This window comes from Thioalkalivibrio sp. AKL6 (assembly GCF_000376905.1).
GTDB lineage: Bacteria > Pseudomonadota > Gammaproteobacteria > Ectothiorhodospirales > Ectothiorhodospiraceae > Thioalkalivibrio > Thioalkalivibrio versutus.
In genome coordinates this window covers 495,413-512,331 of the sequence record NZ_AQXS01000011.1, presented here as the reverse complement: position 1 = coordinate 512,331, position 16,919 = coordinate 495,413, and the positions used below count along the sequence as shown (strand labels likewise).

The following is a 16,919-nucleotide window of genomic DNA, read 5'->3' as shown; positions in this document are numbered from 1 at the left end:
TGGCTCAGGTGTTGAAGAAGACCGGCGTTCCCATCGATCCTCGAGCCGGCGTCGGTAGACCCACACCGCCATTCCGATGAGCGTGACGAATCCAGCAAACATCCACATGCGCACGTCCCCTGTGGCAGCGTGTGACAGTGAACCCGTCGGGTCCTACTCGGTGTCATTCCGGGGTGAGCGGCCGGGCCGCCACTCGGCCTGCATCTCAAACAGTTCGATCAGAGCCTGGGCATTCGGATCGTCACAGCCGTGTTCGTCGATGCGCTGCTTTACCTGGGTCTGGATGTCTTCCTGGCCACGCAGCAGGGTGGCCGCGATCTGTTCTCCCGTCGCTTCCGGGTGCTGGTCCTCCAGCGCCATGACGGATTGCAGGTAGATCATTTGCTGGTTGGCCAGAAACGCGACCATCTGGTCGTCATCGATATCGTCACAGCGGGCCGCGGCTGTACTGGATGCGACGAACTGACTCAGGATGTTCAGGATCTCGGGCCGCTCGTCGGCGCTTGCCGGGCTGGCGAGGCCGAATATCAGCAGGAACAGCCCGGCCGTGGCGGCGAGAAGCCGGCGAGGTGGCGGGCGGGTAACGGGGCATGGGGCGGCAGGGCGCACATGCCCCGCGCGGACAGAACTAGAGAATCCCTTTTTCATCGTTTCCCTCCCTGGAAACATCGCGAGCCCATTGATCGGTCGCGCCAACAATCTAGCTGCTGTTTCCCGACCTGTCATCCCTCGTCCTTCTACGGAGCACCTCGTCATTGCGAGGCCTCGCAGAGGCCGTGGCAATCGGTTGGAGCGTGCTGGGCCGCCGGTCGGTCGCAATGCCGGGGCAGAAGGCCCGACCTGATCCGGCGCCCTTGATCCCGGCGCCCGTGCAGGCACTCGACGCACCACGGGGTCTGCTACGCTTCGGCCCTTGTCGGACAGGAGAGATCAGATGACGGTTGCAGCGCTCACGGAACAGTTTCCGCATCCCGAAGTGCGGTTTCGCCAGCAGGATGCACTGGTGATGGTCGATATCGAGAACGCGCACGGCAGCGCGTCGCTCACGACCTTTGGCGCGACACTGCTGAGCTATCGCCCGAAGGGTGGTGCCGATGTGCTGTGGGTGAGCGATACCGCGTTGTACGACGGCAAGAAACCGGTGCGCGGCGGGGTCCCCGTCTGCTGGCCATGGTTTGGCCCGTACGATCCGGCCGCGCTGGGGCCCGACCCGAGCGACGAACACAAGAAGGGGCACGGGATCGCGCGCTATGCGTTCTGGGATGTCGAGTCCGTGGAATCGGTCGGCGATGCCACGCACGTCGTGTTCGTGCTGACCCCGGACGACGATATCCGCAAGGCCTGGCCGCTGGAGTTCTCGCTGCGCCTGCACGTCACCCTGGGCGAGGCCCTGGAGATGACGCTGGAGGGCGAGAACCGCAGCGATCGCGAGTGGCGTGTGTCGGAGGCCTTCCACACCTACTTCGGCGTGGGCGAGGCCGAGGGCCTGGTGGTGCGCGGGCTGGACGGGACCACGCGGATCGACAAGCTGGCGGACGGTGAACGCGGGACGCAGTCCGGCGACGTCGCCATGACGACCCCGATGGAGCAGGTGTTCGTCGGCCACCCGGGCACGCTCGTGATCGAGGATCGGGGCAACGCGCGCGAGATCGTCATCGAACGCGAGAACAGCGCCAGCAGCGTGCTGTGGAACCCCGGCCCGGAAGGTGTCCAGTCGTTCGCGGACATGCCCGACGACCAGTACCGCAAGACGGTCTGCGTCGAAGTCGCCAACGCCCTCGACGACGCCTACCCGCTTGCCGCGGGCGCAACCCACGCCATGACCATGCGGCTCTCCGTACGCTGAGCCAGCCGCGGGGCAACGCCCCGGCGTGGCCTCCAGCCTCGCCGGCCGGAGCGCAGAGCCGGGATCTTCGGGCTGGAGAGGCGGCGGAGATCCCGGCTCACCGCTTTGCGGTGTCCGGGATGACGCAGGTGGGGGCGCGGAATGGGGACGGTCTCAACCCTTTGCCCTGTCTAGACCTGTCACGCCTGATCCTGGCAACCGCGCTGACTACGCCAGCTCCGGAAGCGGGGCGTCTTCGCTACAGCGTGTGCCCGGTGAGTCGTCGGTAGATTTCGAAGCCGGCGGCACGGTCACGGCAGCGCAGGATGGCGGCGCGGCCCGGGGTGGAAGGATCGGGCTGCAGGTTCACGCCGGCCGCCTCGGCGGCCCGGAAGTCGTCATCCCGCAGGTCGGCGTCGCCGAACACCGAGATCACGAAGCCGCCGGGGATGGGCGGGGGCGGGGTGAACGCCTCGCCGTCGGCCAGCGCGACCCAGGCTGGAATGAACTCCGGGCCGTAGAAGTCGAAGAAGCCGTTGGAGCCGCGCAGGTGGGCCTCGATCGGCCGGCCGCCGATCAGTTCGATGTTGCAGAGGCCGCTGTAGCCGGCCAGGTTGCGGCGTACCCAGTCGGCGATCCAGGGCTCGATCTCGGGCGCGGCGGCGCCGATCTCCCAGTAGATCGGGCGGGCTGCGTCCTTCGCCTCCGAACCGCGGGTGTGGGCAAACCAGCGGGCCGCGCCGTTCTCCACCAGGCAGTCGGTGCTGGTGTGGGTACCTTGCAGGCGCTGGCACCAGAAGCTGCCGGGCTCTGCCGGCACGCCGCTGGCCGGCAGGGTGCGTGCGTTCAGCCCCATGCCGGCCAGGTTGGTGATCGGCTTGACGAACACCTCGGCGTCCGCCGCGATGCCGAGGTCCGTGGGTGCCACGCCGCAGGGCGCGGCGGTCAGTCCGGCATCCAGGGCCAGATGCAGTTTGTCATAGACATGCCGGTGGTCCGGATTGAGCCGCCAGGCGGCGGCGTCGGACACGGCCACCTCCCGGCGCGGCTCGGGCCGGAAGATATGCTCGCGTTCGGGGAGGACACCGACAAACGGCACTACCCGGCCTCCGCTTGGCGTTTTTCGTGGCCCGCCGCCAAGCGCTCCACCTCGCACAGCAGCGACTTGAACGCGGGAAACCCGCTGATCGGGTCCAGCGCGCGGTCGTCGGTCAGTTCGTTCACGTTGGCGTGGTTCCAGCCGTGCTGGCAGTGCGCCACGCCGGGCTTGATGCGGTCCGTGACCTTGGCCACGAACGCCACGCGCCCACGTGGCGAGCGCACCTCTACCGTGTCGCCGTTGACGATCCCGCGCGCGGCGGCATCCATCGGGTGCAGCTCCACCAGCGGCTCCGGCATCGCCCGGCGCATGCGCTCCAGCTGCTGGTGCTGCGAGTGGGTGGCGTGCTTGTGGCGGGCGCCGCTGGTCAGTACCAGCGGATAGTCGTGGGCGAGCTCCGGCGTGGAGACCGGGCTCTCCGCCGGTTCACGGTAGACCGGCAGGCCGTCGTGCCCGGCCGCGTGCAGTTCCGCGGCGTCGAACTCCACCTTGCCGCTGACCGTGCGAAACCCGTTGATCCGGTACTGGCGGTCGCCTTCCTCGAAGCCGTACTCGAGCATGTCGTCCAGCGCCTTGGCGAACACGGTGACCCCGTCCGGGTCATTGTAGACCTGCTCGCGGATGGTCTCGGGGATGCCCTCGGCGGCCTCGGCCCAGCTGGCCTCCAGGTCGCCGTTCCAGAACTGCTCTCCCATGCCCAGGCGCACGCCCAGCTCCAGGAACACCTCGCCATCCGGGCGCGCCTCGCCGCGCGGGGCAACGGCGGCGTGGCGGTAGCGCAGCTCGCCGCGGAAGTTGCAGCCGGGGTAGGCGATCAGCGCCGCGCGTTCCAGGCTGGTGGCGGCCGGCAGCACGATGTCGGCCATGCGCGTGGCCGGGTTGTGGAAGAAGTCGGAGGCGGCGAAGAAATCCAGCGCGCCTAGTGCCTGCTCCATGCGTCTGGAGTTCGGCCACATCGCGGTGTTGATGCCCATCGCCAGCAGGGCGCGAACCGGCTGCGGCTGTCCTTCGAGGATGGCATCCGGCAGCAGCATGCTTTGCGCCGCCGGCCAGTGGGCCGTCCACACCGGGAAGGTCTCGTCGCCGATGCGCGGCGGCAGGTTCTCGCGGCAGTGGTCAAACAGGTCGATCGGCTTCGGCGTGACCTTGTCGTTGAAGAAGCGGTTGCCGCCCTCGCGGTCGATGTTGCCGGTCACCGCGGCCAGCAGGATCACCGCGCGGTGGTTCTGGAAGCCGTTGCTGTGCTGCACGGTGGCGGTGGGCGAGAGCATGATCTGCGCCGGCGCGTGGGCGGCATAGAGCTCGGCGGCGCGGCGCAGATCGGCCGCGTCGATGCCGCAGATCTGTGCGACACGCTCCGGCGGGAATTCGGCCACGTAGTCGCGGAAGGCCGCCACCCCGTTGCCCCATTCGTCGAGGAAGGCCTGATCCTGCCAGCCGTTTTCGAAGATCAGGTAATGCATGCCCAGCGCCAGTGCGCCATCGGTACCCGGGCGGATCTGCAGGTGCACCTCGGCCTGCTCCGCCAGCGGGGTTACCCGTGGGTCCACCACCACGGTGGCGCAGCCGGGGCGGGCCGCAGCCAGGGGGTGCTGGTGGAACGGCGGGATGGAACCGCGCGGGTTGGTGGACCACACCAGCAGGCAGCGCGTCGCATCCGAGGCCACGGTGGACGAGGTCTTGATCTTGGTGCCGAAGGTCACCTCCTCCGCCACCTTGGTGGAGGAGAAGCAGCAGCCGCTCTCGGTCAGGTAGTTGGGCGAGCCGAAGGCATGCGCCAGGCGCTGGAGCTGCGGCCGGGCCTCCTTGGTATAGCCGGCGAAGAAGGCCGCCGCCGGGGCCCCGTGTTCCTCGCGGGTGGCGCGCAGGCGCCCGGCGATGGTGTCCAGTGCCTCGTCCCAGGAGATGCGCTCGAACTGGCCGCTGCCGCGCGGGCCCGTTCGCCGCAGCGGGTACAGCAAGCGCTCCGGATGGTTGCGCCGGTCAAGCTGGACGTAGCAGCGCGGGCAATCGGGGCCGTCAATGGCGACCGGCTCGCCGACGGCGTCCAGGGTGACGTCGATGGCACAGTTGGCATCGCACTCGTAACAGGTACTTTTCACGGTCGCCATCGGACGGTCTACCTTGTTCAGCGGTCGGTCCTGGTTGCTGCGCGGGCATTATGCCGGGAGCCTTCGGTCCGCCACGAACAACGCCTGGAACCGCGGGGCCACCTCTTTTTCATTCGTGGCCTGGGCGCCGATTCGCTTGGTTGGGGGTAAGGCAACAACTGGCACGGTCACTCGTGACAAAACACATCCCGTCATCCGGGCCAGAGCGCAGCGCAGAGCCGGGATCTCCGGGTTGAAGAGCCCCGGCGGGGAGGTCCCGGCTCACCGCTTTGCAGTGTCCGGGGATGACCGGGTGCGGGGGCGGAACGGTATCGGTCCCCAACCGTTTTCCTCTCTCTATGCGCGTTTACGGACTTGCGTGCTGGCGGGTCTGCCTTGCGCGTCTCAGGCCGGTTGTCTGCGGGCCGCGCGGAGGGCACGGCAGATCCAGCCTTCGGGGGTATCTTCGCCGGTCAGCAGGTAGCGCAGGGCGTGGGGGTCGCGCAGGGTGTGCGAGATGGTGAGGGCGCTCGCGAAGCGGCCGCAGAACAGCAGGTGGTCGCCGGGTTGCAGGGGCGTGTCGTCGTCGGGCGCGAGGATATCCTCGCCTCCGGCTTCGCGCCGTAGTAGCAGCACAATGCAGGCGTGTCGCTGGCGCACGGGATGGTCGGCGCGCAGCAACTGGCCCAGGGTCACCGGCTCCTGCTCCAGATGGGCAAGGAGGGCCGGGGCTGTCCCCTCGTCCAGTTGCTCGGTCCAGATGGCCGGCACACGGTCGCCGACCACGGCCGTGATGGAGCTGACTCGCTCGTTCGCCCAGTCGGTTGTCTGGTTGCGGCTCAGTTCCAGGAAGCGCGGCAGGAGCGGCGAGGTCAGATGGGCCAGGATCGCCTCGGCGATCACCCGGTCGTGGCGCATCACCAGCGGCAGGTCGGCCGCCGCGAACAGGAGCGAATCGCACTCGCGGTTCTGGCGTCCGACCATGAACAGCTCCGGGTTCAGCTCGCGCGCGGTCATCACGATGGACAGGTTGTAGTCGTCGCGGCCGGTTCCGGCCACGATCCCGGAGGCGCTCTCGATGCCGGCCTCGTGCAGGGTGTCCGCCTCGGTGCCGCGGCCCTTGATGCAGTCGGGCGGACAGTCCGCGCCCTCGGGGTCTGTTTCCACCAGGGTTATCTCCACGCCCTCCTGGATCAGCCCGGCATGCACGGCCTTGCCGAAGCGCCCGAAGCCGCACAGGATCCAGCGACCGCAGGGCGGGTCGATCGGCATCGGCAGCGGGCTCCCGGGGATGCTCCCAAGCCACTCGTGCAACAGGTGATGCGCGGGGGAATGCAGCGCGAGGGCGAGGCGCTGGCCGAAGATGTCGAACGGGTTGATGACCTGGTCAGTCCCGAACGAGGCCATGTTCTTCTCTGTGTCGTGGCTCTCGGCACGGCAGATCACGGGGCGCTCCGGGTTAAGGAGTTTGGCGGCAATGGCGATCCGCAGGTTCACCGCATCGTCGCTGGTCAGCGCCACCACACCCTGGCAGTGCGGGTTGAGGAGCCCGGCATCAAGCAGGCGATTGGCGATGCTGGCATCCGCGCACAGACCGGGGATCTGCAGCGGGTAATCCTCCAGAACCAGCTCGTTGATGCGGTCCGGGTTCCGGTCGATCACCACGGCAAAGCCATTGCGCCCGAGCAGGGAACGCACCACCAGGGCCCCGGTGTCGCCATAACCGCACACGATATGGAACGGTCGCTGCAGCTTGCGGATCGTGCGGTCGAACGCATGCTGGCTGACGGCCAGGCGGAAGGCCGGGTCCTGGATCAGTGCGAGGATCTTGCCGATCGCATACAGCCAGGCCACCACCGACAGGTAAACGGCAAACACCGTCCACATCCTCTGCGCCTCGGTGAAGGCGTGGGGGATCTCGCCGAAGCCGATGGTGGTGGCCATGTAGGTCACGAAGTAGAAGGCATGGAAGAAGTCCATGCGCCAAGGCTCCCCCTGATCGTCCACGCCGGGTATCAGCACCAGGCCGAGAACGGAGATCGCGTAGGCCGCCGTCAGCGCAAGCAGGGGTGCCCGCATGCGCCGCAGGAACAGGAACAGCACCTTGTTGATCGTGGGACCCACGGCTCGTGGTGTCTGTAGCGCTCGCGGCCGCCGTCAGCGGCGCAGCGCCACCGTATCCGCGATCAGCAGCAGCACGGAGATCAGGTTGGCCACCATGGCCCCGCCCGCCAGGGAGACGATGCTGGCCATGAACATCGCATCCATGCCCCCGGCATGCACGTGGCTCGCATAGGCCCATACCGCTGCGGCCGCAATCAACTGCAGCACCGCGACCAGCGAACTGGCCAGCAGCAACGCCCCGGTCTGCGTCCGGTCTCCCAGCTTCAGGGCCGTCGCGATGACGTTTACCACGATGGCTGCGAACAGCTCGTACACATTGTGGTGCGCCGGATCATCAATCTCGCCGAGGAAGAACCCGAAGTTCAGCGTGAACGCCAGGATGATGAAAAAGCCGAAGATCACCTTCTCCAGGTTCATGCGCATGCTCCTTGTCGTTCGAGGTAACGGCTCCTGCCCGGCGCCGCGACACGGGCCCCGTCTTCATCCGCCCGCAGCATGGAGCATGGCCCAACAAGCCCCGGATGGCGAGGGCAGGGCGCGGATCTCCCCACGTGCCGAAACGCCAGGGGCCTCGTCATTGCGAGGCCTCGCAGAGGCCGTGGCAATCGGCCGAAGTGCCACGGTTGCGGACCGCTCGTGATTGGGCAGGGAAAAAGGCAAGACGGGACCCCAAATATCTTGCTCCGCCGGCCCCCGGGGCCGCTAATCCCAGAGGTGGCCCCAGCGTTTCCACCAGTCGCGGGCGATCGCGCGGTTGGCCGCGTTCTCGCGTTCGTCGAGGACGGTTCCCAGGCGGATGTACTCGCCCCCGGTTTGCGAGGTCACCGTCGGATCCTGCGAAGCCAGCATCAGGGCGTACAGCGCGAGTTTCAGTTCCCACGGGTCATCGGAATCGAGGTAGGGCACGAGATGCGGGACCGCCGGCGCACCGATCCGGCCGAGCGCCTCGGCCGCGGTGTACCAGGTACGCGGATGCTCCTCGCCCCCGTAGGTCTCGGTGAACGCGCGATCCGACAGGCGTTCGAGGTAGTAGTGGATCTCGTCCCGGAGGCTGGCGAACCCCTCCGCGGGTCCGTCTGCCGCGGCGGCGGGCTGCTCCTGCGGCGCGGCACCCGTGGCGGCGGGTGACTCCGCCGATGGCGGCCCGCCGGCGCAGCCAGCAAGCAGCATCCCGCCGGCCAGCCATGCGGTCAGCCACCAGGCAGAAGAGGGGCAAAACGGCAGGGGTTTGTCTTTCAAATGCCTTCCGATCCACGTATTGCCGAGGGTTTATCCGCACTCAATTTTCGGGGTCCTGTCCCCGATAATGAGCCCCTTGCCGGGAGCCGGCCCCGCCTTGGCACATCGGTACGGTCACTCTACGGTAAACGGCCACGTATGCGACGTCCTGTCGCGGGGCCGCGGCAATCGGTTGGCGTGCTACGGGTGGGGGCCGCTCGTGGTGGAGCAGGGGCATGGGAAAGACCTGCCCCTGAATTGACTCGGAGCTACTTCTCGCCGATGCCAAGGCCGCTATCGACACCGGTCACGGGCACGATGCGGTCGTTCGGATCAAGGAATCGGTCGCTGTTGAATGCGCTTTCCCCGTCCTCGGTCGGCTTCTCGGCCAGTTGGGTGTCGAGGGTATCGGCGGGGCGCCCGTAGAGCCGCTGGACTCCGCGCAGATCGCCGGGCTGCAGGTCGGCGAAGTCCTCGGTGTACCTGAATCCCATCACCTGCCCGGATGGCCCGGGATGGTCCAGGCCGATGGCGTGACCGATCTCGTGAGTCAGCGTATAGCGGATGTCGTACACATCCTTGTTGCCGTCGAATCCGACCTTCCACTCGTGTGCTGGATTCAGGCACACCAGCGACTGTTCGATGGTGCGCACATCCACTTCCGCATCGGGCGAGTAGGAAACGTTGGAGAAATCGTCCGAATCGGGTGCGTAGGCTACGTTGGCGAATGCCCGTCCACGCGGCTGCCCCTGGGCGCCGAGGATGATATCCGCCTCCCGGGTATCGCTTACCTTGTGGAATGACAGACCGGCCGCGCGCTCCCAAACCCGAAACGCCGCCGCGGCCTCGCGATCCAGCGTCTCCATGGAGAGGGCTTCGCCCAGAAGCTCGTCAATCGGTGCCAGATCGCGGCAGTTGTGCGCATCATCGAACCGTAGCGCCTCCCCGGCAAAGGCATAGCTGATGCTGGCCCCCACCCCTAACTGCTGCTCTCCCCACTTCACCTTGTAGCCATCCAGCTTGAGCAGCCGATACCCACCGTCGTCGGCAAGGGCCGGCAGCGGGAGTGCCAAGGGCAGAAAGCCGGCCATTACCAAGGCCAGCGCGGGAAGGTGTGCATGCGTGACTGATCGCACCGCAGTCTCCTGGTCGGGCCCCGTCAAGAGCGCCTTCAGGGCGCGCGAGGCTCCCGCGCAGCGTAACATAACGGACGACTAACGCTTAGGTGTGACACCGAACCGACGAAGCAGTCGGTCACACCCAGAGTCCGAGCGGGGCGTCCTGCGGTCAGCGCACCGTACTCGGCTCAATCTGCGGCGTGGACCCGCGCAGGCGAGACGGGGCGCGTATCCAAAGCCGAGACAATAAGCCCGCAGTGCCGTGTCATTGCGGGCCTCGAAGAGGCCGTGGCCATCGGCTGAAGCCCCACGAATCCGGCTCGCTGGCGCGGGCGCAGGGGTATAACCGAAGCCCTACGGGGGCAGACCTTGCCCTTTGCCCGCGCCTACTGCCCGTGCCGGAAAGCCAGACTGGATTGGAGAGACGCGTTTGATGAATCGATCGTGGCCCGTGCTGGGCCTTTGCATCTCCCTGGTTTTCGCCGGCGCAGCCTGGGCGGACACCACGGAGCTGGACGGCGACTGGGCCTGTCCTGCCGTAATGCAACTGGCAGCCATCGGCTCGAGCCAACTGAATCTGCAGCTCGATACGCGCTCCCGTCTGCATCCGGACGGGCGGTACAAGAGCGAGGGCGATGCCGTGGCCCAGTTCGGCCTGTGGCCGCTCACGCTGATCGCGACCAGCGAGGGGCAGTGGCAGCGCGAGGAGCAGCAGCTCACGCTCACCGTGGAAGCCCTGGACCTGTCGCCCGGCTCCCCATCAGGTGTCGAACTCCAGCGCCACCTGATCCGGCAGATCACTACGCGGCTACCGGAACTCCCGCATACGGAGGTCACACGGATCGTCACCGAATCACCCACGCGCCTCGTGGTCGAGCACGCGTCCGGCGAACAGTACACCTGCCAACGACTGTGAGCCCTCGCGCGGGCGCAGACCGAGATATGCCCCGTCTTCCCCTTTCCTGATTAACCACGAGGGTCAGCCAGTCACGGGGATCCTCCGGGGACGACAATGGCCCGTCGCAGGTCGCTTTAGTCCGGGCCCTTTGGGAATGTCACTCTCCCCGGGGCCCTTGCCCCTGCACTGTCATCCCGGCCGGAGCGAAGCGAAGAGCCGGGATCTCCCCCGTCGGGGCAACCCCAGCCATCGAGATCCCGGATAACCGCTACGCGGTTTCCGGGATGACGAAAAAGAAGGCGCGTGGAGCCGCTGGGCGCGTACCGCTGCGCTGCAGGGCCACCTTCGGCCGCCAGGTGCTGTACACACCGGTCCTTGGACCTGGCTGACGCTCGTGGCTAATCAGTGTTTCTTTAAGGCGGGGCAACGGGCAAGGTCGGAAAATCCGAAGCTGGACCCCCAGACCGTCCGGTCGTCAGGCGGAGCTCTCCGAGGTGTCGTTTGCCTTCTGGTAGGCGCGCAGTCCCCCGGCGATGGACTGGACATTGGTATAGCCCAGATCCTCCAGCTGGGCCGCCGCCAATGCCCCGCGGTTGCCACCATTGCAGAAACAGACCATGGGCGCGCCCTTGTCTGGTGCGACTCCCTCGATCTGACGCGTGATGGAATCCAGCGCTACATTGCGGGCGCTCGGCAGGCTGCCTTTCTGGTACTCCCCGGGCTCGCGCACATCGATGGCCACCGCACCGGATGCCAGGCTGGCGTCTACCTGTTGCGGCTCGATCTCCTTGATGCGAGCGCGCGCGGCTTGCGCCCGACGGAGAAACTCTTCGTCGTGATGATCCATAATGGTTTTCCTTTCGGCGATGGTTTTTCGCGAGGTCAGTGCTGAGAGCAGCCCATCCTCGCCTCGTCGCGAATCAGGTACGGGGCACAAGACCAAGTTCGACCGCGTTCTTGCCCGTGGACAGGAGGTGATCACGATGGGTTTGAGCCAGTGGTGGCCGTTCGGCCGCGTGCCGGAAATGAGCCCCGAGGAACTGGCGCAGGCGATGGAGAACGCCCAGGTGCAAGTGCTGGATGTGCGCACCGGAGTCGAGCATCGTCGGAGTCGTATCCCGGGCGCGCGGCACCTCCCGATCACGCAGTTTTCCAAGCGACGCCTGGCGGACCTGGAACTCGATCCCGATCGTCCCGTGGTGGCCATCTGCCTCAGTGCACACCGCAGCATCCCCGCCGTGCGCAAGCTGCGGGCCCGCGGCTACGAGGCCCGCCAGCTTCGCGGCGGCATGCTCGCCTGGTGGCGGGCCGGGCTGCCATGCGAGCGAGGCCGCGCGGACGCCGGGGACTGAAAGCCGCCCGGCGCGGCCCTTCCGATCAGGAACCGCTTTTCAGGTCCGTTCGCTGCGGGCGGCCGGCCCCGGGCACTTCAATCGGCGTCGTCATCGTCCTGTTTGCCGCCCGGGGTGACGGCGCGTCCCACCGCCCCGGCGGTCTTGCCGGTCGCCTTTACGGTGCCGGTGGTGACACTGACAGCGGCGCTCCCGGCGGTGCCGGCCACCTTCACGGCCGTGCAGCCGGTCGTCAGCGGCAGGATGACGGCAAGCAGCAGGAGCGGGCGGGCGTAGGCAATCATCGGCGGAAGACCTTGTTGATGGTTGCCCACAAGGGTACGCATGACATGCCCGCGAGGCCATGGCAGGCGCGGACGGGCGCTTCGGCCCGGCGGCTGTGCGACTGCATCGCGATCCCAGCCTGGCCGTGACCCACCGGCCTTCCGCAGAACCCGAAGGCACGCCGGTGGTCTGACCGTGGAGACCCCGTGGAGATGTGTCATGTCCCGTTTCGCGCCCCTGTTCGCCTCCCTGTTTCTGGTGCTGCCGATGGCCTGTGCAAGCGCCACGGAGCCGGATACCGAAGCGCTGTTCCATCACGAGCTGGGTCGCCTGCATTCGTCTGAAGTGATCAACCTGCAGGAACGCTTCCAGGGCCATCCGCTGCTGATCATCAATACCGCCAGCCACTGCGGTTACACCGACCAGTTCGGTGGGCTGGAACAGTTGCACCAGGACTATCGGGACCAGGGGCTGAAGGTGGTGGGCTTCCCTTCCCATGACTTCAACCAGGAGGCCGACGACGAGGCCGAGACCGCCCGGGTGTGTTTCGAGAACTTTGGCGTCACCTTCGACATGTTTAGGCCGATCGGTGTGCGCGGCGCGGACGCCCACCCGATCTTTCGCGAACTGGCCCGCCAAGCCGCCGCCCCGCGCTGGAACTTCTACAAGTATGTGGTGGACCGAGAGGGGCGGGTGGTTGCGCACTTCCCCAGCCAGGCCGGCCCCGGGTCCGCCGAGCTGCGCCGCGCGATCGAGAGCATCTTGTAGCCCATCGCGCTGCGGCGCCGCCTGCGGAAAAATAGCGGGAGACTATCTCGCTCATGGTGAATATCAACTGGCACTAATGGCTCGTGGGGCCTAGCTTCAAGGGCAGGTGGACAGTGCAGCCCACCCTGGCCGAAGGTGGCCCTGGGTCGGAACGGCTTGCGGTCCCTGAGGAAAGCCATCGATTACACATGGATGACGGCTTCCGAAACACGAACCAGCTGAACGCAGCGAAAAATGGAGAACGATATGGGTGAGCATCAGAGCATGGGCAAATGCCCGGTCATGCATGGCGGCGAGACCGCCGCTGGCCACTCGGTCATGGACTGGTGGCCGGAAGCGCTAAACCTGGACATCCTCCATCAGCATGACCGCAAGACCAACCCGATGGGCGAGGACTTCGACTATCGGGAAGAGGTCAAGAAGCTCGACTTCGACGCCCTGAAAAAGGATATGCACGCGCTGATGACCGAGAGCCAGGCGTGGTGGCCGGCCGACTGGGGCCACTACGGCGGGCTGATGATCCGCATGTCCTGGCACGCGGCCGGCACCTACCGTATCGCCGATGGCCGGGGTGGTGGCGGCACTGGAAACCAGCGCTTCGCGCCGATCAACAGCTGGCCGGACAACGCCAGCCTGGACAAGGCGCGCCGCCTGTTGTGGCCGATCAAGAAGAAATACGGCAACAAGATCAGCTGGGCGGATCTGATCATCCTGGCCGGTACCGTGGCCTACGAGAATATGGGGCTGAAGACCTTCGGCTTCTCGTTCGGTCGCGAGGATATCTGGCATCCCGAGAAGGACACCTACTGGGGCGCGGAGAAGGAGTGGCTGGCCCCCTCCGACGAGCGCTACGGCGACGTCGACAAGCCCGATACGATGGAGAACCCCCTGGCAGCCGTCCAGATGGGCCTGATCTACGTGAACCCGGAAGGGGTCAACGGCAAGCCCGACCCGCTCAAGACCGGCGAGCAGGTCCGCGAGACCTTCGCCCGCATGGCCATGGACGATGAAGAGACCGCGGCGCTGACCGCCGGCGGACACACCGTGGGCAAATGCCACGGCAATGGCGATGCCGGTGCGCTGGGTCCGGAGCCCGAAGGGGCCGATGTCGAGGAACAGGGCTTCGGCTGGAACAACCCCAACATGCAGGGCAAGGCCACCAACGCCATTACCTCCGGCATCGAGGGTGCCTGGACCAAGAACCCGACCCAGTTCGACATGGGCTACTTTGAGGCCCTTCTCGACCACGAGTGGGAGCTGAAGAAGAGCCCGGCCGGCGCCTGGCAGTGGGAGCCGGTGGACATGAAGGAGGAGGACAAGCCGGTCGATGCCACGGATCCGTCCATCCGCCATAACCCGATCATGACCGATGCGGACATGGCGATGAAGATGGACCCCGTCTATCGCAAGTACATGGACGCGTTCCGCAAGGATTCCGAGTACTTCAGGGATTGCTTCGCCCGCGCCTGGTTCAAGCTGACCCACCGCGACATGGGCCCGAAGACTCGCTACATCGGTCCGGAGGCGCCGCAGGAAGACCTGATCTGGCAGGACCCGGTGCCGGCCGGCAGCACCGACTACAGCGTCGAGGCGACCCGCCAGAAGATCGCCGAGAGCGGCCTCACCATGGCCGAGATGGTCGCCACCGCCTGGGACAGCGCCCGCACCTTCCGCGGCTCCGACATGCGCGGCGGCGCCAACGGCGCCCATATCCGCCTGGACCCGCAGAAGGACTGGGAAGGCAACGAACCCGAGCGCCTGGCCCGGGTGCTCAAGGTCTACGAGCAGCTCTCCGCCGAGACCGGCGCCAGCGTGGCCGATTTGATCGTGCTGGGTGGCAGCGTGGGCATCGAACAGGCGGCCCGGGCGGCCGGATACGATGTCCTGCTGCCGTTCATCCCGGGGCGTGGCGATGCCCGCGCCGAGATGACCGACGCCGACTCCTTCGCGCCGCTGGAGCCGCTGGCCGATGGCTTCCGCAACTGGCTGAAGAAGGACTATGTGGTCAAGCCGGAGGAGATGCTGCTCGACCGCGCCCAGCTGATGGGCCTGACCGCGCCGGAGATGACGGTGCTGCTCGGCGGCATGCGCGTGCTCGGCACCAACCATGGTGGCAGCAAGCACGGTGTCTTCACCGACCGTGAAGGCCAGTTGACCAACGACTTCTTCGTCAACCTGACCGACATGGCCAACACCTGGAGGCCCGCAGACAACGGCGTGTACGAGGTGCGTGACCGCCAGAGCGACCAGGTGAAGTGGACCGCCAGCCGCATCGACCTGGTGTTCGGCTCCAACTCCATCCTGCGCAGCTACGCCGAGGTGTACGCCCAGGACGACAACGAGGAGAGGTTCGTGCAGGACTTCATCCGGGCCTGGACCAAGGTGATGAACGCCGACCGCTTCGATCTGGAGCAATACCAGCAGTAAGCACGGCCTGAACCGGGCAGTTTGCCCGGCATGCAGACCAGGACGCCCGGGACCATCCCGGGCGTTTTTTTGTGCCGGGGCTACGGCTACCGGTGCGCGAATTCCGGGTCGCCCCGACCTTCGGCTCCCGCGACCGCCGGAGGGCAACCGCCCGCGCCTGATCCTCCAGGCCTTTCTGGTCCCTGCGAGCCCGCACCCACTCGGCCTCCGGGTGGTAAACGTCGTCCGTCCTTCACCCAACGCCGGTTTCGACGCTCAGGTCGGGCCGTCCAGCACCTTCAACGAGCCCTTCGAGCCCGGACAAGCTCGTCAAGCCAATCGGTTGCCGGGGTCCGGCCGCGGCAGTTCGGTAGCTAACCGTAACGCCCGTCGATGCGCGGTTTGACCAGCATCGGGGCATAAACCCAGAGAAACCCGGCGAAGGCCGCGATCCACAGGAGTTGCGAGGCGCTCATCCAGCTGGCGGTCAAGGCCGGCCAGAGCAGGGGGCCGGCCACCCGTACCAGCGCCCCGATGGCCAGCAAGCCGAAGAGCAGCCCGAGGACCCGCGGAGGGTCAAACACGTTACGTCCGGTATGGCCCAGGGCGACGCGCGTCATCATCCCCAGGGTCATCATGCCGATGCCCCCGTAGGTGAAGGCGTGCAGCGCGGCAATCGGGCTGAGGGGCGTGAATTCGGCCACGGCCCGCAGGGCAAAGCCGACCACGATCCAGCCGTAGGCCATCATCAGCACCCAGAGCAATGGCTTGCGCCACAGCGCCGGCGTATGCCAGCCCGCCCAGCGCATGCCATGCGCCACGGCCAGCCCAGCCGCCAGCCCCGCCGCGACCGGGGCCCATGGCAGGAACACCTCCACCAGCCAGAAGGCGAGCAACAGCACCAGGGCGAGGCGGTCCAGCCAGTCCCGGTTCACCGGCGTAAAGGCACCATCCAGCCCGCGCTCGATAAAGAACGGGATGACCCGGCGCCCCATCATCAGGATCAGCGACAGCACCAGATAGACCCCGGAGTAGAGTCCCAGGCGCTGGCCGCCATCCAGCAGATCGAAGGCGCCCAGGTAGAACAATCCGTTGCTGGCCCCCAGCAGCGCGATCTTGCCGATCACGGCGAGCTGGGCCCATTGGCGCGTCTGCCATACCGGGCGGGCCAGGGCGGCCAGCAGCCACAGGGTAAAGCCGAGATCGAACAGCGCCATGGCCACCAGGCCGGGGTCCCCGAACAACGCCGCCACCCGGCCGCCGAGCCAGAGCCCGGCCAACACCAGCAGCGCGGGCCCGTGGGTCGTCTGTACCCCGGTCCAGTTGCGCACAGCCGTGAGCAGGAACCCGGCGACCACCGCCATGGCGTAGCCGAAGATCAGGGTATGGCCGTGCCAGGCGAAGGGCCCGCCAAAGGCGGCCGTGGGCAGCGCCGCCATGTCGAATGGGTAGAGCCAGGTCCACAGACCCACGACCAGCACGGCGTACACCCCTGCCAGCAAGAAGAACGGGCGAAAGCCCAGATGGCTCAGGGCAAACCGATACGGTCCCGGCTCTTCGATATTCCGCTTCAACATCGCCCCCTTGGCCCCGCCGGGCTGGTACCCGTCATCTCTACGCGAACCACCCAGCATTCAGGTTCGCACCCGCTCATATAATGCATACGGGTTAAAGCTTTTTGCGAGCCTGGGTTCTTCGTCATTGCGCGGCCTCGAAGAGGCCGTAGCAATCGGTCGGAGTGGCCTGGATGCCGCTCG

Annotated in this window: 15 protein-coding genes; 5 read left to right on the top strand and 10 right to left on the bottom strand. The window is 66.9% G+C overall.

Translation table 11 applies throughout. From position 1 onward, the window contains the following. Nucleotides 1-153: 153 nt before the first annotated feature. Nucleotides 154-609 (bottom strand): hypothetical protein, encoded by a 456-nt coding sequence (locus D575_RS0113145; RefSeq protein WP_018146383.1) that lies wholly within the window; start codon nt 607-609, stop codon nt 154-156. Nucleotides 610-934: 325 nt separating this feature from the next. Between D575_RS0113145 and D575_RS0113140 the strand changes: the two genes are divergently transcribed. Next, the gene (locus D575_RS0113140) at nt 935-1,846 is read left to right on the top strand and encodes a D-hexose-6-phosphate mutarotase (protein ID WP_018146382.1); all 912 of its coding nucleotides are present in this window, start codon (nt 935-937) and stop codon (nt 1,844-1,846) included. 238 nt (nt 1,847-2,084) lie between these two features. On the opposite strand, the gene D575_RS0113135 is transcribed toward D575_RS0113140, so the two are convergent. From D575_RS0113135 to D575_RS0113110, 6 genes are all read right to left on the bottom strand, one after another. Then, nucleotides 2,085-2,924, bottom strand: coding sequence for a hypothetical protein (locus D575_RS0113135; protein ID WP_018146381.1), 840 nt, complete (start codon nt 2,922-2,924; stop codon nt 2,085-2,087). Further along, the gene (locus tag D575_RS0113130; protein WP_018146380.1) at nt 2,924-5,035 is read right to left on the bottom strand and encodes a molybdopterin-dependent oxidoreductase; all 2,112 of its coding nucleotides are present in this window, start codon (nt 5,033-5,035) and stop codon (nt 2,924-2,926) included. Before D575_RS0113130 ends, D575_RS0113135 begins: the two co-directional genes overlap by 1 nt. A gap of 384 nt (nt 5,036-5,419) precedes the next feature. Continuing rightward, the gene (locus D575_RS0113125) at nt 5,420-7,138 is read right to left on the bottom strand and encodes a TrkA family potassium uptake protein (RefSeq protein ID WP_018146379.1); all 1,719 of its coding nucleotides are present in this window, start codon (nt 7,136-7,138) and stop codon (nt 5,420-5,422) included. Between the two features lie 33 nt (nt 7,139-7,171). Then, nucleotides 7,172-7,555, bottom strand: coding sequence for a DUF6394 family protein (locus tag D575_RS0113120; RefSeq protein WP_018146378.1), 384 nt, complete (start codon nt 7,553-7,555; stop codon nt 7,172-7,174). Between the two features lie 285 nt (nt 7,556-7,840). Further along, a complete protein-coding gene (locus tag D575_RS0113115) occupies nt 7,841-8,308 on the bottom strand; it encodes a HEAT repeat domain-containing protein (RefSeq protein ID WP_018146377.1) in 468 nt (155 codons plus the stop codon). 317 nt (nt 8,309-8,625) lie between these two features. Next, nucleotides 8,626-9,447, bottom strand: a complete 822-nt coding sequence (locus D575_RS0113110) for a matrixin family metalloprotease (RefSeq protein WP_018146376.1) — start codon at nt 9,445-9,447, stop codon at nt 8,626-8,628. Between the two features lie 460 nt (nt 9,448-9,907). On the opposite strand from D575_RS0113110, the gene D575_RS0113105 reads away from it, so the two are divergent. Continuing rightward, nucleotides 9,908-10,390 carry a hypothetical protein gene (locus tag D575_RS0113105; RefSeq protein ID WP_196799828.1) on the top strand — a complete coding sequence of 161 codons (483 nt, stop codon included), beginning with the start codon at nt 9,908-9,910 and terminating at the stop codon, nt 10,388-10,390. Nucleotides 10,391-10,847: 457 nt separating this feature from the next. On the opposite strand, the gene D575_RS0113100 is transcribed toward D575_RS0113105, so the two are convergent. Beyond that, nucleotides 10,848-11,219, bottom strand: a complete 372-nt coding sequence (locus D575_RS0113100; protein ID WP_018146374.1) for a rhodanese-like domain-containing protein — start codon at nt 11,217-11,219, stop codon at nt 10,848-10,850. Between the two features lie 136 nt (nt 11,220-11,355). Between D575_RS0113100 and D575_RS0113095 the strand changes: the two genes are divergently transcribed. Then, nucleotides 11,356-11,724: a rhodanese-like domain-containing protein gene (locus D575_RS0113095; RefSeq protein ID WP_018146373.1), complete on the top strand. Its 369-nt coding sequence runs from the start codon at nt 11,356-11,358 to the stop codon at nt 11,722-11,724. Nucleotides 11,725-11,801: 77 nt separating this feature from the next. On the opposite strand, the gene D575_RS0113090 is transcribed toward D575_RS0113095, so the two are convergent. Beyond that, nucleotides 11,802-12,008: a hypothetical protein gene (locus D575_RS0113090; protein ID WP_026182161.1), complete on the bottom strand. Its 207-nt coding sequence runs from the start codon at nt 12,006-12,008 to the stop codon at nt 11,802-11,804. Between the two features lie 199 nt (nt 12,009-12,207). Here D575_RS0113090 and D575_RS0113085 point away from each other — a divergent pair, with 199 nt between their 5' ends. Next, the gene (locus tag D575_RS0113085) at nt 12,208-12,756 is read left to right on the top strand and encodes a glutathione peroxidase (protein ID WP_018146371.1); all 549 of its coding nucleotides are present in this window, start codon (nt 12,208-12,210) and stop codon (nt 12,754-12,756) included. Between the two features lie 234 nt (nt 12,757-12,990). Beyond that, nucleotides 12,991-15,183, top strand: coding sequence for a catalase/peroxidase HPI (gene katG, locus D575_RS0113080; RefSeq protein ID WP_018146370.1), 2,193 nt, complete (start codon nt 12,991-12,993; stop codon nt 15,181-15,183). Between the two features lie 353 nt (nt 15,184-15,536). Here katG and D575_RS0113075 read toward each other — a convergent pair whose 3' ends face one another. Then, complete coding sequence (locus D575_RS0113075) at nt 15,537-16,739, bottom strand: NnrS family protein (protein WP_018146369.1); 1,203 nt, start codon at nt 16,737-16,739, stop codon at nt 15,537-15,539. Nucleotides 16,740-16,919: the final 180 nt, after the last annotated feature.

Excerpts from the sequence above, each read along its gene's own strand:
- D575_RS0113140 (WP_018146382.1), top strand. The coding sequence starts at position 935 with ATGACGGTTGCAGCGCTCACGGAACAGTTTCCGCATCCCGAAGTGCGG.
- D575_RS0113130 (WP_018146380.1), bottom strand. The coding sequence starts at position 5,035 with ATGGCGACCGTGAAAAGTACCTGTTACGAGTGCGATGCCAACTGTGCC.
- D575_RS0113120 (WP_018146378.1), bottom strand. The coding sequence starts at position 7,555 with ATGAACCTGGAGAAGGTGATCTTCGGCTTTTTCATCATCCTGGCGTTC.
- D575_RS0113115 (WP_018146377.1), bottom strand. The coding sequence starts at position 8,308 with ATGCTGCTTGCTGGCTGCGCCGGCGGGCCGCCATCGGCGGAGTCACCC.
- D575_RS0113110 (WP_018146376.1), bottom strand. The coding sequence starts at position 9,447 with ATGGCCGGCTTTCTGCCCTTGGCACTCCCGCTGCCGGCCCTTGCCGAC.
- D575_RS0113105 (WP_196799828.1), top strand. The coding sequence starts at position 9,908 with ATGAATCGATCGTGGCCCGTGCTGGGCCTTTGCATCTCCCTGGTTTTC.
- D575_RS0113100 (WP_018146374.1), bottom strand. The coding sequence starts at position 11,219 with ATGGATCATCACGACGAAGAGTTTCTCCGTCGGGCGCAAGCCGCGCGC.
- D575_RS0113095 (WP_018146373.1), top strand. The coding sequence starts at position 11,356 with ATGGGTTTGAGCCAGTGGTGGCCGTTCGGCCGCGTGCCGGAAATGAGC.
- D575_RS0113090 (WP_026182161.1), bottom strand. The coding sequence starts at position 12,008 with ATGATTGCCTACGCCCGCCCGCTCCTGCTGCTTGCCGTCATCCTGCCG.
- D575_RS0113085 (WP_018146371.1), top strand. The coding sequence starts at position 12,208 with ATGTCCCGTTTCGCGCCCCTGTTCGCCTCCCTGTTTCTGGTGCTGCCG.
- katG (WP_018146370.1), top strand. The coding sequence starts at position 12,991 with ATGGAGAACGATATGGGTGAGCATCAGAGCATGGGCAAATGCCCGGTC.
- D575_RS0113075 (WP_018146369.1), bottom strand. The coding sequence starts at position 16,739 with ATGTTGAAGCGGAATATCGAAGAGCCGGGACCGTATCGGTTTGCCCTG.